At 51.8% G+C, this 15746-nt stretch carries 18 protein-coding genes; all 18 read right to left on the reverse strand.

Going from position 1 to position 15746, the window contains the following annotated elements; genetic code table 11:
* Positions 1–12: 12 nt before the first annotated feature.
* A complete protein-coding gene (locus GX364_03155; protein ID NLI69849.1) occupies positions 13–897 on the reverse strand; it encodes a MinD/ParA family protein in 885 nt (294 codons plus the stop codon).
* Positions 897–1988 carry a flagellar biosynthesis protein FlhF gene (gene flhF / locus GX364_03160; protein ID NLI69850.1) on the reverse strand — a complete coding sequence of 364 codons (1092 nt, stop codon included), beginning with the start codon at positions 1986–1988 and terminating at the stop codon, positions 897–899. Before flhF ends, GX364_03155 begins: the two co-directional genes overlap by 1 nt.
* Entirely contained in the window at positions 1978–4071 is a 2094-nt protein-coding gene (gene flhA / locus GX364_03165; GenBank protein ID NLI69851.1) for a flagellar biosynthesis protein FlhA, read from the reverse strand. Before flhA ends, flhF begins: the two co-directional genes overlap by 11 nt.
* Before the next feature lie 26 nt (positions 4072–4097).
* Positions 4098–5201, reverse strand: a complete 1104-nt coding sequence (gene flhB / locus GX364_03170) for a flagellar biosynthesis protein FlhB (GenBank protein ID NLI69852.1) — start codon at positions 5199–5201, stop codon at positions 4098–4100.
* A 1-nt stretch (position 5202) separates the two neighbouring features.
* On the reverse strand, positions 5203–5982 hold the full coding sequence (fliR, locus tag GX364_03175) for a flagellar biosynthetic protein FliR (protein NLI69853.1): 780 nt from the start codon (positions 5980–5982) through the stop codon (positions 5203–5205).
* A gap of 86 nt (positions 5983–6068) precedes the next feature.
* A complete protein-coding gene (fliQ, locus tag GX364_03180; protein ID NLI69854.1) occupies positions 6069–6335 on the reverse strand; it encodes a flagellar biosynthesis protein FliQ in 267 nt (88 codons plus the stop codon).
* A gap of 20 nt (positions 6336–6355) precedes the next feature.
* On the reverse strand, positions 6356–7126 hold the full coding sequence (fliP, locus tag GX364_03185; GenBank protein NLI69855.1) for a flagellar type III secretion system pore protein FliP: 771 nt from the start codon (positions 7124–7126) through the stop codon (positions 6356–6358).
* A gap of 53 nt (positions 7127–7179) precedes the next feature.
* Positions 7180–7542 carry a FliO/MopB family protein gene (locus GX364_03190; GenBank protein NLI69856.1) on the reverse strand — a complete coding sequence of 121 codons (363 nt, stop codon included), beginning with the start codon at positions 7540–7542 and terminating at the stop codon, positions 7180–7182.
* A 23-nt stretch (positions 7543–7565) separates the two neighbouring features.
* Complete coding sequence (locus GX364_03195) at positions 7566–7979, reverse strand: hypothetical protein (protein NLI69857.1); 414 nt, start codon at positions 7977–7979, stop codon at positions 7566–7568.
* A 22-nt stretch (positions 7980–8001) separates the two neighbouring features.
* Complete coding sequence (locus tag GX364_03200; GenBank protein NLI69858.1) at positions 8002–8445, reverse strand: flagellar basal body-associated FliL family protein; 444 nt, start codon at positions 8443–8445, stop codon at positions 8002–8004.
* Positions 8446–8477: 32 nt separating this feature from the next.
* On the reverse strand, positions 8478–9221 hold the full coding sequence (locus tag GX364_03205; protein NLI69859.1) for an OmpA family protein: 744 nt from the start codon (positions 9219–9221) through the stop codon (positions 8478–8480).
* Complete coding sequence (locus tag GX364_03210; GenBank protein NLI69860.1) at positions 9214–10047, reverse strand: motility protein A; 834 nt, start codon at positions 10045–10047, stop codon at positions 9214–9216. The genes GX364_03205 and GX364_03210 overlap by 8 nt, the downstream gene beginning before the upstream one ends.
* A 72-nt stretch (positions 10048–10119) precedes the next feature.
* Positions 10120–11664 (reverse strand): flagellar hook protein FlgE, encoded by a 1545-nt coding sequence (locus tag GX364_03215; GenBank protein ID NLI69861.1) that lies wholly within the window; start codon positions 11662–11664, stop codon positions 10120–10122.
* Between the two features lie 100 nt (positions 11665–11764).
* Positions 11765–12163, reverse strand: coding sequence for a flagellar protein (locus tag GX364_03220; GenBank protein ID NLI69862.1), 399 nt, complete (start codon positions 12161–12163; stop codon positions 11765–11767).
* The gene (locus GX364_03225; protein ID NLI69863.1) at positions 12156–12584 is read right to left on the reverse strand and encodes a hypothetical protein; all 429 of its coding nucleotides are present in this window, start codon (positions 12582–12584) and stop codon (positions 12156–12158) included. Before GX364_03225 ends, GX364_03220 begins: the two co-directional genes overlap by 8 nt.
* Positions 12585–12598: 14 nt before the next feature.
* A complete protein-coding gene (locus tag GX364_03230) occupies positions 12599–13924 on the reverse strand; it encodes a flagellar hook-length control protein FliK (protein NLI69864.1) in 1326 nt (441 codons plus the stop codon).
* 39 nt (positions 13925–13963) lie between these two features.
* On the reverse strand, positions 13964–14425 hold the full coding sequence (gene fliJ, locus GX364_03235) for a flagellar export protein FliJ (protein ID NLI69865.1): 462 nt from the start codon (positions 14423–14425) through the stop codon (positions 13964–13966).
* Positions 14426–14526: 101 nt separating this feature from the next.
* The coding region (locus GX364_03240) for a FliI/YscN family ATPase (GenBank protein ID NLI69866.1) at positions 14527–15746 on the reverse strand (1220 nt) is incomplete at its 5' end.

Below are 15746 nucleotides of genomic sequence, written 5' to 3' on the forward strand. Positions count from 1 at the left end.
TCATCCTCCTTGTTATTTGATCAGACTGGCCAGGCGGCTCAGAAAGCTTCTCACACCCCTGGGTGCCGTGATGGCCTTATCCTGTTGAATGAAACGCTTGGCAATCTTGCTCACTGCCTGGGATGCGCCACTCCGGGGAAAACTGAGCACGAACGGCCTGCATTCTTCTATCGACCGTGAAACCACCGGATCATACAGTATGCCTCCCAGATAATTGAGTTCAGCTTGCGGGAGATAACGCCTGGATACACTATCCAGTCGATCAAATACCTCCTGCCCCTGATGCATATCACGGATCAGATTGACCACAACATTGATCCTGCGCTTGTAGTTATTTTCCGTGACCACCTTGATCATCCCGTAAGCATCTGTCAGCGCCGTCGGTTCAGGCGTGGTAATGATGATAAATTCATCAGCGGCAGCAATAAAACTTAATACATTGCGAGATATGCCAGCCCCGGTATCAATAAACATGAAGTTTCCTTCATATTCAAGCGCCCGGAAACGATCTATCAATTGATTGCGATTATCGTGGTCAAGATTGGCCAGATTCATGAACCCCGATCCGCCGGGAACCACCTTCAGCCTTTGCGGGCCGTAAATCATGATGTCCTGAATTTCCTTGGTACCGTCGATCACATCCGCCAGTGACCATCTGGGTACAGCATTGATCAACACATCGACATTTGCCAACCCCAGATCGGCATCTATGATCACCACCTCGTAATTCCACTGGATCAGCACCAGGGAAAGATTGACCACCAGGCTGGTCTTGCCCACGCCCCCTTTGCCACTGGAAACCGCCACCACCCGGCAAGGTTGTTGATTCCCCACGCTGGTCCCGGCAATTCCACTCTGGCGTGATATCTGTCTCAAGCGTTCGGCCTGATCAGCCATCAATCTTCCCCCTTCAAATAAAGGGCCGGTATGTCAACTTCCCTGGCTACCTGCAAATCGTCCGGCACGTTCTGCCCATCAGTAATATATACCAGCGGCAAGCCCGAAATATAAATCCCGTTGAGAATGGCCCCCGCCACTTTTGTCTCATCCAGCTTGGTCACGATCAGCCGATTGAATTTGAGCGGCCTGAAACTGTCAACAATCTGCCGGATATCCTGCCATCTGGTCATGGCACTGATGACCAAAAATATCTCTGCAGGCGAGAATGCATTCAGATAGGTAGCCAGTTCCTTTATCTGCATGGTATTGTTGGTGCCCCTGCCCGCTGTATCCACCAGAATGCGGTCACACCCCTCGAGGCGTTCCTTGGCTCCATCAAGATCGTCGGGAGCCATGACCACCTCCAGCGGCAGATCCACGATATCCGCATAGGTGCGCAGCTGTTCAACAGCACCGATACGATAGTGGTCAATGGTAATAAGGCCCACATTCTCATTCTGGTAAATCGAATACCGGGCTGCAACCTTGGCCAGCGTGGTGGTCTTCCCCACGCCGGTAGGCCCGATAAAAATCTGGTAGCGAAACGCTTTTTCTTCCACACATTTTGTTATCTGGGAGATCTTTTTCTGCAGTATCATCCCTATAATTTCCCTGTTAAGCTTGACCTCCCCTTCCAGGTTTGATTTTACCTCCTCGAACAATTCGAAGATGAGGGATGGGTCCAGGTCGTGGCCTTCCAGTCTCTTTTTCCAGTAGAGGACACTATCGTCTTCCTGTTCGTCGTCCAACACCTGTGCATTCTGCAGAACCAGCTTGTGCACCATCCCCTTCAACTCATTGAGTTCCTGATAAAGGCGATTATCGGTATTGAAAGAATATCTGCCCCCATCGTTATCCAGGGCAGCAATGGCCGGTTTCCGGGAATCAAGCGCCGCCACGATCTCCATCTGCTTGGGCGAAAATAGCCCTTTAATACCTGGCTGCCTGACCTTGCGGGTATGCAAGATGATCGCTTCCGAACCCAGATCCTTCTTTATGATATGCATCCCTTCCTGAAGATCCCGGGCATAATATTTTCTAATTTTCAATGACAATCACCCCTACTGCTTCAACCTTGATTTCTGGCAGGATCTCGTTGATCGATAATACCGGCAGATGGGGTATGAACCTTGCCAACATCTGCCTTAACGGGAACCTTATACGCGGCGAAGTAAGAATTGCCGGAGAAATTCCTCTTTCCTTCAATTTGCCGGTCAGGTTGGTGATCCCCTCCATTATTTTCTGTGTTTTCAATGGATCAAGAACCGGAAAACTGCCCAGCGAAGTAACCTGCAAGGAATCGGCAATCTCCTTCTCCAGGGCGGGATCAAGCGTGATCACTTTCAGGACACCCGTCCCCCCCGTGTACATATTGGTTATCGCCCTTGAAAGGCCCTGCCTTGCCGCCTCGGTGAGGGCAACCGGATCCTTGGTCAGTTTGCCCTGATCGGCAAGTGCCTCCAGAATGGTAACCATATCGTGCAGGGGAATTTTCTCCTGAAGCAGATTCTGGAACACTTTCTGAATGTCACCCATGGAAAGCACCTCGGGAACCAGTTCTTCGACCACTGCCGGATTGCTCTCCTTGATCTTCTCCAGCATCTCCTTGACAGTCTGTCTGCTCACCAGCTCGTAAGCATTGTTTCTGATAATTTCGGTCAGATGAGTGATCATCACCGTTACAGAATCAACAACCGTGCATCCCATACTTTCGGCCCGATCCTTGAGCTCCTCCGTGATCCAGAGGGCAGGAAGGTTGAACGACGGTTCATGGGTGACGATCCCTTCAAGTTCTTCGGGAATTTCACCATCCGGATTCAATGCCAGGAACAACCCCGGCCTGATCTCTCCGCGGCCGACCTCGTTACCCTTGAGCTTGATCAGATATTCGTTGGGCTGAAGACGCAGATTATCCCTGATCCGTATAGGTTGGATAACAAAACCCAGTTCCGATACGGCCCTGCGCCGTGCAGCCGTGATTCGCTCCAGTAGATTCCCTCCGTTGTCTGTATCAGTCAACGTAACCAGATTGTAGCCTATCTCGATCTCCATGACTTCCACCTTGATCATTGTACTCATATCCTCAAGTTCGGGTGGAACTTCTTCCGCCGCCTCTCTCATCTTCCGCTCTTCTTCCAGAAGAAGTTTTTGTTTGCTTTCTCTCAACAAAGTGGCCCCCAGTGCCCCGCAGGCCGCTCCCAGAATCAGAAACGGCCAGGCTGGCAGGCCGGGCACCAGCCCCAGAAAGAGCAGCAATGCTGCAGCCACGAGTATTACTCTGGGAAACGAGAAGATCTGCGCCGACAGTTCCTCGCCGAATGATGCATCGGCCGTCGACCGTGCCACCAGCATTCCTGCGGAGGTGGATATCAAAAGCGCCGGTATCTGGGCCACCAGGCCGTCTCCGACAGTCAGGATCGTGTAGATATGCGTTGCCTCGGCGAAAGTCATTCCTTTCTGAAGCATCCCTATGGCCAGACCGCCAAGAATGTTGATGAGCACAATTACCACACCGGCAATTGCATCCCCGCGAACGAACTTGCTGGCACCATCCATCGAACCGTAGAAATCATTCTCCTTTTGAAGCTCGATCCTCTTCTGGCGTGCGGTCTCCTCGTCAATAAGTCCGGCATTGAAATCTGCATCTATACTCATCTGGCGCCCTGGCATCGCGTCAAGCGAAAACCTGGCCGCCACCTCGGCGATCCGGCTTGCGCCATTGGTAATGACGACGAACTGAACCAGGGTAATGATCAGAAAGATAATAAAACCAACTACATAATTCCCCCTGACCACTACCTCCCCGAACGCGGCAATGATTTTACCGGCCGCAGCATCCGAGAGAATCAGCCGTGTTGACGATATATTGAGCGCCAACCTGAAGAGCGTGGTCATCAACAACACCGCCGGAAAAACATTCAGCTGGCGAACTTCCCTGGTAAAGAGCGTGATCAGCAGTATGATCAGGGCAAAGGCAATGTTGATGGTCAACAATATGTCCAGCATCGACGGGGTAATGGGGATTATGATGATAGCCACGATAAATATAAACGCAACCGCCGCCAGGATATCGGTGCTGTTCATGAGCAGCCTCAAGGGTGAACTTCCCGCTCTCATATTTGGTGATTGCATCTACGCCCCTCCCCCCTTGACAAACATTACACAACCTGTTTTTCCTTGATACGGTAAACCGCGGCCAGAATTTCTGCCACCGCCTGGTAAAGCTCCACCGGTATCTCCTGCCCGATTTCAGTCTGCCTCCATATTATGTGAGCAACAGGCGGATTTTCCACGATCGGCACATCGTTCTCTTCCGCGATCTCCCTGATCTTCCTGGCCACGATCTCCGCCCCCTTGGCCACCAGGACCGGGGCATCATTCTCTTCCCGATCGTACCTGAGCGCCACCGCAATCCGTGTCGGGTTGGTGATCACCACATCGGCAGTGGGAACGTCCTGCATCATCCGCTGCCGGGCTATGGCCATCTGCTGCTTTCTTATCCTGCTCCTCATCAGGGGATCACCCTCCAGTTGTTTGCGCTCATCTCTCACTTCCCGGCGGGTCATCTTCAGCTGTTTTTCATATTCGTAGCGCTGGTAAATAAAATCGATCACGGCCAGCGCTATGTATACAAGCCCCACCGTCAACCCAAGCATGGTCATCGTTCTCCACAATATCGACGAACTTACGTTGATATCCTGTTCAATCAGTACCAGCAACTGTTTCAACCGGCCTTTCAAAAAAACAAAAGTCACCCCGCCGATAATGGCGATTTTGAGTATGGTTTTCATAAGATCGAACAGGGCTCTTCTGGAAAAAATCCTCTTGGCACCCTCGATGGGATTTATTTTTTCCAGTTTGGGCTGCAATGGGTGTGATGTGAACAGGAACCCCGTCTGCAACACACTGGCCGCGAAACCCACCACCACCGCCACCAGGAGAACCGGCCCGGACAACCTGAAGAATTGCAGGGTGGCCTCCCTGGTAACGAAGGCTATGTCCAGTCCGCCAACCGGCTGTAAAAGCATTGTTTCAAAGAACAGGGAAAACATACCCCTGAAACCATCAAAGACTATTCCCCCCAGCAGGAACAACAGGAACATGATCCCCAGAATGCTGGCAGCATTGTTGATCTCCATGCTTCTGTTGACATGGCCTTTTTTACGCGCGTCGGTCCTTCGCTTGTATGTTGGTTCCTCGGTCTTCTCCCCGTCCGTTTCTGCAAACAGCTGCAGATCCCACCGCCGCAACTCGTCGGTCATCTCAAGCCCACCCCTGCATCACTTTGTGGAAAATACCCACGAACCAGTCCAACAACGATGGCAACAAACTTCCTATTATGGGCAACAGCAACGCGATCAGAACCATCGTCAGCAATATTTTGAACGGAAGTGCCTCCAGGAAAATATGGACCTGCGGCACCGTCTTGGCTACCAGCCCCAAAGCTATGTTGACTGTCAACAAAACAAATATGATCGGCGCACTGATCTTGAAAGAAATCAGTAGAACATCCGCCGATAAACGCACCACCCCTTCGGTCAATTCCGGAACGAACAACCCCACTCCCAGGGGTATCAACCTGTAACTCTCCGCCAGGGACCTGAGCAACAGGTGGTGTCCGTTTATGGTCAGGTAGAACACAAGAGCAAAAATCGAATAAAACTGACCCAGCACATTGACCTGACTTTCAAAGGTAGGGTCAAACACTCTCGAAAACATCAGACCCGCCTGCCGGGAGATCAGCTCCCCCGACATGGTGAAAATCGAGAAGAACAACAGGATCAGGAAACCCAGCGCCAGCCCGACCAGAACCTCCGAGATAAAAGCCATGGCCATGTTGACCACACCTGGAGAAAAAGTGTCCTGATCCCCTCCCAGGGTCATGAACAATAAAAAAGATATTAAAATTGCAATCCACACCCGCAACAACACCGGCACTCCCCTGTAGCGGAAAAAAGGAAACATGAAAACCATCGCCGCCATGCGAGCAAAGATAAGGAGAAATGCCGACCAGGTTTCGAGGTCAAGTGGATCAAAGGCCAAAGGGAATTACGCTCCTTCCTTCATCATTACCCGGGCCGAAGCTATCATGCTTCAACCATGAACATCAACCGTCTTGATGTAACATACTACAAAAGCCCCAGACCCTTTTCCCACAATCTCAGCGTGAACTCTACAATCGTATTCGTCAACCACCCGCTGAAAAACATGATCGCCAGAAAAACCGAAATTATTTTCGGTATAAAAGCAAGCGTTGGTTCTGTAATCTGGGTTGTCGCTTGAAAAATACTGACCGTTAAACCAACAACAAGCCCCACGCCTACCACCGGCACGGCCATGTAAAGTATGATCGTGACCGCTTCACGAGCAACCTGCAGTACTGATTCAGGAGTCATCTTCATCACAACCTAAGATATTATAAAAAGCTCTCCACGACCGACTTGGTCACCAGATGCCAGCCGTCAACCAGGAGAAACAGCAAAATTTTGAAAGGCATGGAGATGACCACAGGTGGCAACATCATCATCCCCATGGACATCAGAACGGTAGCTACCACCATATCTATGATCAGAAACGGAACGTATATCCAGAACCCCATTTCAAAGGCGGTTTTAAGTTCACTGATCACGAAAGAAGGCACCAGGACGTGCAACGGCACATCATCTTCATCCATGGGAGCATCCATTTTGGAAATATCAACAAATAATGCCAGATCCTTTTCACGCGTATGGGAGAACATGAATTCTCGTACCGGAAGCGCCCCCTCTTCCAGTGCCTCCTCCTGGGTTATCTCCCCTTCCAGATAGGGCTGTATGGCCTGTTCATTGACTTCAGTGAACACGGGATACATGATGAAAAACGTCAAGAAAAGGGCCAGACCGACAAGAACCTGATTGGGAGGAATCTGCTGGGTAGCCAGTGCATTGCGCACAAATCCCATCACCACCACGATGCGGGTGAAAGATGTCATCAGGACGATGAAGGCCGGTGCCAGGCTCAGCAGAGCCAGAATCAGCAACAACTGCAAAAAACCGACCAGTTCCCCCGGATCTTCCTCCTCATTGCCACCTATCCGAAATTCGACCTCCGGTATTTGCACAGGCTGGGCGCATACTTCATTGTCTTCCCAACCGACCATAAAAAAGGCAATCAGTGCGATCAAGAGTATTGCTAAAGTGTGGTACATCCACTTGCCGTTGGATATCTGCAATCCCGGTTTACCTCCTAGCGACTTCATTGTTATTCTTTATCTTTCTTGAAAACATTGAATAATTCCGGGAAGGAGATCTTCTCGGTAGGTTCATCGTTCAAGGAGTATTCGCTCCTCGCTTTTTCTATAACCTCCGAAGGCAACTCCTTGATAAGACTGACGTTTCCCTGGGATGTCCCGATCAGATAAAAATCAGATCCGATCTGCACCATATACAAAGCACACCCTCTTCGGGAATCCAACATCACCCTCTCTACAACCTTGATAACCCCCTGATCAAACCTCCGGCGAAAATAACCCAGACCATACCGGAGTGTCAGATAGGCCAACAGGATGACAACAAGAAAAGCGGAAATATTTCTTATGAACGTCTGAACAGTACCCCAGTCCATCTTGACCCCTTCTACACATGTTTTCAGATATTTTCCCGGGGATCATGATCCAGAAAAGCTGTGATTCGCACACCATAACGATCATTGATGACCACAATTTCCCCGTAGGCAAAGGGAGCATCATTGACCAGTAAAGTCAGGTTTTCATCTGCCAGACGATCAAGCTTCAACATCGACCCTTTATCAAGGCTGACAAAATCCCGGACCTTGACCGAGGTTTTGCCCAGTTCCCCGCTGACCTTCAGTTTCACAGCGTTGAAAACATCAAGGCCGAATCTTTCGCTCTCCACGTGGTCTTCTGCTACAGGGGTAAATTCGATCTTTTCAACCAGATGTCTTGGACGGACACTGTTTTCTGTCATTTCTTCTTTTTCTGGCGTATCCCCATCCTTTTTTTTGATGATATCCTTCCGACTGTAATCATTATCGGCAACCATCGTTGTTCCCCCTCTGATATTGCTACTGAATGATAAACTCGCTGAAATAGAGCGCCTTGATTTCCCCCGTAACCAGCATATCGTTCAGGTTATCCACGATCTCTTCCCTGAGCGCCTCCTGACCGCCGGGTTCATGTAAATCCTCGACCGATTTGTTGCGCAACAGCTCTATGAACTCCGATCTGATCTCGTTCATACGCTGCTTGAGCTCTTTATCCACCCGGCTGTCATCGCAACCGATGATGATCTGCGTTCTCAAATAACGCCGCCCACCCGCATCGGATAGATTGACCTGGAATTCCGGCAATACCGTCTCATAGCGCGGTTTGATATTCTTGACCGGATCATTGAGGATACCTCCCCCGGTCAGCAAGAAATACCCACCTGCCAGAATGACTCCTATTAAAAGTAAGATGACAACTATCAGCACCAGTCTCAAATTGCTTTTGTTTTGCTCATCCGCCATAAATGATTTCACCTGCCCTATGTTTTCAGATATTAAAATACAGAAATCACCACGGTAACCCTACGATTTTTGGCCCTGTTCGTTGGAGAATCGTTGGGCACCAAAGGTTGATATTCACCGTAACCGGTGGCAATGAACCTCTCCGGGGACAACCCCTGTCGATCCACCAGATAACGGGTGACGGCAACCGATCTGCCTACCGAAAGCTCCCAGTTGCTGGGGAATCTGTCGGTTCTGATGGGCAGATCACAGGTATGTCCTTCTACTATGACCCGGTTGTCCAGGCCACGGAACAGATCCGCAAGTTTTTCCAGAACCATCAGCGCCTCCGGTTTCAAATCCGCCTGCCCGATTTCAAAAAATATCTTGTCTGGCAGCTCCATCACCACGCCCCTCTCCTCGATGCGTACCTCCGCACCCGCCTCCAGTGCAGCTTCTCTCAAAAATTCCTGCACCTTCTCCATGATTTCTTCTCCCTGCCGCAATTTTTCCAGCATTATCAGTTCCTCGGCGGTCACGCTTTCTTCCAGATCGCCCGGCCGGAGGTCCACTTCTTCAATATCCTCCAGTTCGGCAGTCCTCTCCAGCACACCGGTGTAACCGAGAAAAGAAAGCTGGATCGAGTTCATTATCTTCTGGAAGCGGCTGATATCGATTGCCGACATGGAGTAGAGAAGGACAAAGAAAGTCAGCAGAAGAGTAACCATATCGGAATAGGTTATCAACCAGCGGCTAGTCTCGATTTCCTGTTTTCTTCTGCGCCGATTATCAGACATTCAGCATCACTTCTTCTTCCTCTTCTATTACCTGCCGCCCCCGCTCGGCCTCTCTTTCCACCTCTTCTTTTTCTGCCGGAGATAGATAGGCTTTGAGCTGTTCCTGCAGCAGGCGCGGGTTGATACCGCTCTGCAAAGCCAGCAGCGATTCTATGATCGCCTCCTTGCGGCTGATCTCCTGGTTGCTGTAAATCTCCAGCTTGGTGGCCATGGGCAGGAAAAGCAGATTGGCGATCAGCACACCGTAAAAAGTGGTCAGCAGGGCCACCGCCATCCCGAAACCGATGGCATCGGGATCATCCAGGTGAGCAAGCATCACGACCAGGCCGATAAGGGTGCCGAGCATACCAAAAGCCGGGGCATAGGCTCCCCATGACTTGTAGATATTCTGGCCAAGTTGATGCCGTGACTCCGTGGATGCGATCTCCGTATTGAGGATATGCCGGATGTTTTCCGGTTCAAAACCATCAATGACCATCTGCAACCCCCCACGGAAAAAAGGGTCATCGATATCATCAAGTTCATCCTCCAGCACCAGCAACCCTTCCCGGCGGGCCTTCTGGGCCAGGTAGAAAAATTTCTCATTGAGGGAGATAACATCCTCGTCATCCCGTCTGACAAACACCTGCTTGGTCACCTGATAGACGGCTTTGATATCCGTGAGGCGGAAACTGATCAACACAGCCCCGAATGACCCCCCAACCGTGATAAAAATGCCGGCAAGATTCCAGAATGTGCCGAGATCACCTTCCAGTTTTATCCCGATGAAGACAAGGGAGAAACCGACTATCATTCCTACCACCGTCATAATATCCAATTTTTTCATATACACAGCACCCCATTCTTAAAGTACCATGGAGAGGGGAAGGGGTCCTTGCCTCCCCCTCTCCAATGTAGATTATCGCTTCATGTTGAGTATCTCTATCAGTATCTCATCAGAAGAGGTAACCACCCTGGTATTGGCCTGGAACCCACGGCTCGTGGTGATAAGTTCCGTAAACTCGAAAGCCAGGTCCACATTGGACATTTCCAGTGCCGATGACCGTATCAACCCTCTCCCGCCCTCACCGGCAAAACCGACCCTCGGATCACCGGAGTTTGCGGAGATGCTATAGAGGTTGCCCCCCTCTTTCATCAACCCTTCCGGATTCACAAAAGAAGTCAGGGCAATTCGCCCTATATCCCTGAGGATACCGTTGCTGTACACCCCGCTGATCACACCATCCTTGGCCACGTGATAGGAGATCATCTCCCCGGCCCCGTAGCCATCCTGATCGCGGACCAGAACATCGCTCAATCCGGCCAGCTGGGTCAGATCGGCCATGCCCAGTTCAACCCTCATGGGCGCAGCTCCCAGCGGCTCGAATTCCAGGTCCAGTATGTTGGACGAACCTACCAGAAGATTACCACCGACGCTGAATTCCAGGCTGCCCTGAACTCCATCATTGTCCAGGGTGATAACACCACCGGTTGCGGCGGCGATCTCCTGCCGGTACTGGATCTCTGCCAGCCCGACCCTGATCAGGCTCGAAGCGGCCGGATCACTGTTGATGGCATCCATGATCTCCTGATAGGTGGAGGTCACTTCCCCGCCGGAATTGGTAGCCAACACAACCTGAACGTTGTCCCCGACCACGTTTATCTGCAGGGTCTCGCCGGGATTGCCCGTATCCACGAACTCGATGCCGATCGGGTTGGGCAAATTGTAATTCGGCGGAACGTTGTCATCCACACGGTAGCGCAGGGGCGTAACCAGAAACCCCCTGTTGCCTTCCAGCTCGTTGTAAACTCCCATGCGGTAATCCCAGTTGTTCACGCCCGTTTTCTCGAATTCATACTCGACGTTGTAACGCCGACCCTGCGAATCATAGACGTAGTGATCAACCAGGGTAGATCCCCCGATCGCCAGGCGAGCATCAAGATTGCCGGTCAGCAGCGCACGAGTGGTAGCATTGGCAATCATCTCCTCCCCCAGAGGAATATGAATCGGGGTCAGCAGGTCGGACTGGCTGATATCGGCAGCCTCGCCCACCCAACCCAGAACATGCAGGCCATCAACGTTGACCAGGTTCCCCGCGCCATCGCGGCCAAAGGAGCCGTCCCTGGTATAAAAAATGTTCAGCCCATCACTGACCACGAAGAAGCCGTTTCCCTCGATGGCCATGTCGGAAGCACGATCGGTACTCTTGATCGGCCCCTGCCCCTGGTTCACGATGTTGGCTCCAACCTTGACGCCCATCCCGATCTGCATGGGATTGGAGCCCCCGCGATACAGGGTCGAGGCTGTTGCCCCCTGCATGGTCTGATTGAACAGGTCCTCGAAACGCACCTGCGTATTCTTGTATCCAAATGTATTTACATTGGCGATATTGTTACCGATTGCGTCCATCTTCAGCTGATGGCTTCTCAAACCTGTAACTGCAGTACTCATCGCTCGAATCATTTTAAAACCTCCTCGGTTTACTTGATAAGTTTCTACCGGCGCGATCGTTCCGCTTCCATCGTTCCACGGAACAGGCCTTCCTGCAAATGGAGGTCCGGGCCTATTTTACAATTATCGCACTGTCAATGCCGGTAAAAATATGTTCCCGTGCTTCAACATCGTCGATGGCCGTTATTATCGTTCTGTTCACCACGCTGGCCACCAGGGCAATGTCCCCGTAAAGCAACAACGAAGAACGTGCCCCTTTGCTTCCCGCTTTCTCCACCGCTGCGGATATCTCCTGCAGGTCGGATTCTTCCAATTTTATCTGTCGATTTTCCATCCGTTCACGTGCATGGGCCGATATCCTGAGCCTGGATTTATCCTGCACCTTCTCCAGTGTTTCCGTAAAAGAAGGAACGGCCCCATTTTCAAGTTTTGCCGATCGGCCTTTCTTCATGGTTTCCGAAACCGGCACCACCGACTTGTCAATTCCGCCGATCCCGACACGTTCAACCATCCCGATCGTCCCCTCCTTTCACGCTGACCACGGTGTAAAACGGAAATTCCCTGTCGTTCACGGTGATATACGGCTGCTGCTGCCTGAAGCTAACTGAAGACACCACCCCTTCCACGGTCTGCCCGGTCCCATCTTCCACAACGACTTCCCGGTTCAGCAGGCCCAATGCCTTTGTCTCATCCGAGGCTATCTTCTGTGCTTCCAGTGCATTCTGCATGCTCGTGATCTGCTCTACCAGAGTAAAGAGCGTCAACTGGGTGATGAACTCCCCCATGTCCTGCTGTTCACTCAATGGATCCTGGTAGCGCAACTGTGTGATGAGCAGCTTGAGAAACAGATCCTTGTTGATATCCTGTTTCTTTGCTGTCTCCGCTGTCCGGTAATCATCCTGTATACTGGAAACCCCATATACGTTGGTCATCTGATACAACCTCCTCAAGCCCACAGTTCAAGAGTTACACCTTCGGCAGGAACAGACCATATTTCGGGAGCCGCCTCCTCAACTATACCGATGCGACTGCCGACCCTTCCCGCCGGATTTTTTCCATGTGGCGAACCCCACCGGTAAGACAGATCTTTCTCCGGATCCTGCTCATGGCAGAAAACATCTATCTTCTCCAGGGCCAGGTTTACCTGTTGAAGCCGTTGTTTGATCTCTCCCATCCCGTTTTCCAGCATGTCCTTCACCCTGCCCATCTCCGTTATTATCTCGGCGGTCATCTTTCCCTGGTGAGAAAACACGCGGATAACCAGCTCTCCCAACGAGGGCGGATTCAGGGTCAGGCGCATCTCCGCAGGGATAGAATCACTCTCGCGGAAATATGCCAGCCTTCCGAAAACCTGATCCACAACCTGTGCCCTCATGCGTTCAAAGGATTGCTGCGAGATCTCGGCCATCGTCGGTGTAACCCCTTTGTTTCCCGGCAAATCCGTGGGAAACCTCAAAAACCCAAGCTGCAAGTCGTGTTCCGGTTTGGTGGAAACAGATCTTTGCGCCGCATCCGAACTTCCATCGGCATCCGTCCAGGATTCCCCCGGTGCACCGTCAGCCCGTGATGCAGTCCGTTCCACTTCACCTTCGTCATCCCCCCCGGCAACCATGGAAAGCTCATCGGAGAGCATGAATCCCTCTTTCCCGGCAGCGGCCGCGGGTTCACCCGGTGCTTGACGCCCCACCTTTCCATCGTGGCCATCCTCTGCCATGACCTGGGATTCATCGAGCACCGCCTCGGGCTTATCCGTAACGTTGCTTTCTGCCGGGGCATCCTCGCCTGAATATTCCACTGCTTCAGGGTCCACACTTTGTTCGGCACCGGGAATAATGAAGCCTTCGGGGAGACCGTCTCCTGCAACCGCTTCGCCGGCTTCCATGGAAAACAGATGGCCTTCCGGCGACTCCGCCATCTCGCCGTCAACTTCTTCCATGGGTATGCCCCCATCTAAACCCCCGGGAACGCCGACTGCCCCGGTCAGGAAGAACCACTTCAAGCCTGTCTCCGTGGAAAGCTCATCCGCCAAAGAGTCAGAAACCGGGGCTTCACGGGCATCCTCCATCGGCCCGGCCAGACCTTCATCGGTTTCATCGGCAATATTGTCGGTATCAATTGACGCATTGCTTTCCGCATCTCCTGCAGATAAAGCAGCAGATATCTCCAGAAGTGCAAGTTCAAAACTACCTTCTTCTCTTCCGTACGTGACATGATTTCTTGTATGGACAGGTGGAGACAACATCTGTTCCAGAACCGGAATATTTACTTTCAATGATATCACCTCCTTTGCTCCGATTTCACGCCGATCAACCTAATAAACCCCGCCATCCCGGCGGCGTCTGCGTGCAAATGAATTCAAGGAAAGTTCATCGACAACCCTGTGCTCCCGTCTGTTCTCGAACTCCCGATACTCGGCCCGGGATCTGTCTTTCAGCATCTCCATGATCCGTCGGTCCTGCCAGCGTTTTTTCAGTTCCGCCCTCTGGATATCGACTGCTTCCGCTGACTTTTTTTTCTCCTCGGTTTTGCGCTTGATCTTCCCTCCCAGATGCTGGAGATACACATAAGTTCCAAATAAAGAAACGAGGTCGATCTCCTTTTCCGTCTGCTTCCTCCAGACATCATGAATCCCTTCCCGCTCGTCCTTCAAAACGGACAGTCGGCGGGCAATCTCCTCCATGGATGCCTTCTTCCTGGCCAGTTCCTCACGGGATCTGTCTTCCAGCCCATGGCGATATCTCAAAATCTGCTCGAGTCCAAACTTGAAAGCCATAGCCCTCTCCCCATCAAAGTGCACTACCTGTCATTCCCTGTTTTTCAGGGCAACCGAAGAATCCCCTCCTCGAAGACCACTTGCTACCGCCATGAACTGGCTCAATGTAACAGTTCCTTCAGCTGCGGGAGCATCTCTTCCCATTTGCTTTCTTCTTCAACGTCTTGACCCAAAAAATTCATTATCGCCTTCCGTTTGGCAATGGCCCGATCAATATCTTCATTTGACCCGGATACATAAGCCCCGATTCTGATCAAGTCCTCGGCGGAATCATAGTCAGCCAGCAACTTCTTGATTTCCGCTGCCAGATCGTAATGTTCCCTGGTTACAAGAACCGGCATGAGGCGGCTGATACTGTTCAAGATATCTATGGAAGGGAAGTGGTTCTGCGATGCCAGCTTTCGTGAAAGGACGATATGCCCGTCCAGGATACCTCTTGACGCATCGGTTATCGGCTCCGTGAAATCATCACCATCGACCAGGACAGAATAAAAACCGGTTATACTACCCCGGGACGAGGTGCCCGACCTTTCCAGGTAACGTGCCAGCAGGGCAAAGACCGAAGGGGTGTAACCCTTCGACGAGGGTGGTTCCCCGATGGCCAGTCCGATCTCTCTCTGAGCCATGCAGAAACGCGTAACCGAATCCATCATAAAAACCACCTTCTTGCCCTGATCCCGGAAATACTCGGCGATTGTAGCTGCCACAAGGGCGCCCCTGACCCTTTCCAATGCGGGACGATCCGACGTGGAAACCACCACCACCGATCTTTTCAGTCCTTCCGGCCCCAGGTCGTTTTTCAGAAAATCACCTACTTCACGACCTCTCTCCCCGATCATGGCAATGACGTTGATATCACTCTCGCTATAACGAGCAATCATGGCCAGCATCGTCGTCTTCCCGACCCCGCTTCCTGAAAAGATACCGACGCGTTGCCCCTCTCCACAGGTAAGCAGGCTGTCAACCGCTCTGATCCCTGTAGGCAACACTTCCATGATAGCCCTTCGTTCCAGCGGATTCGGCGGAGAATTTTCTACCGGATATTCGGCCCCCTCGCCCGGAAGCAGGGGAAGGCCTCCCCCGTCCAGCAGCCTCCCCAGCCCATCCAGCACTTTGCCTTTCAATTTATCGCCCACCCGCACGGTAAAAGCCTTGCCGGTAGGTATCACCGCACAGCCGGGGGCGATCCCTTTCAGATCACCCAGGGGCATCAACAGTGATAGTTTATCGCGAAAACCCACCACCTCGGCAACAACCTTTTCATGCGGGGTATCGATCAGGCAAACCTCTCCGATGAACGAATTGATCCCGCTGACCTCGA

The organism is Bacillota bacterium (assembly GCA_012518215.1).
GTDB lineage: Bacteria > Bacillota > Dethiobacteria > DTU022 > PWGO01 > JAAYSV01.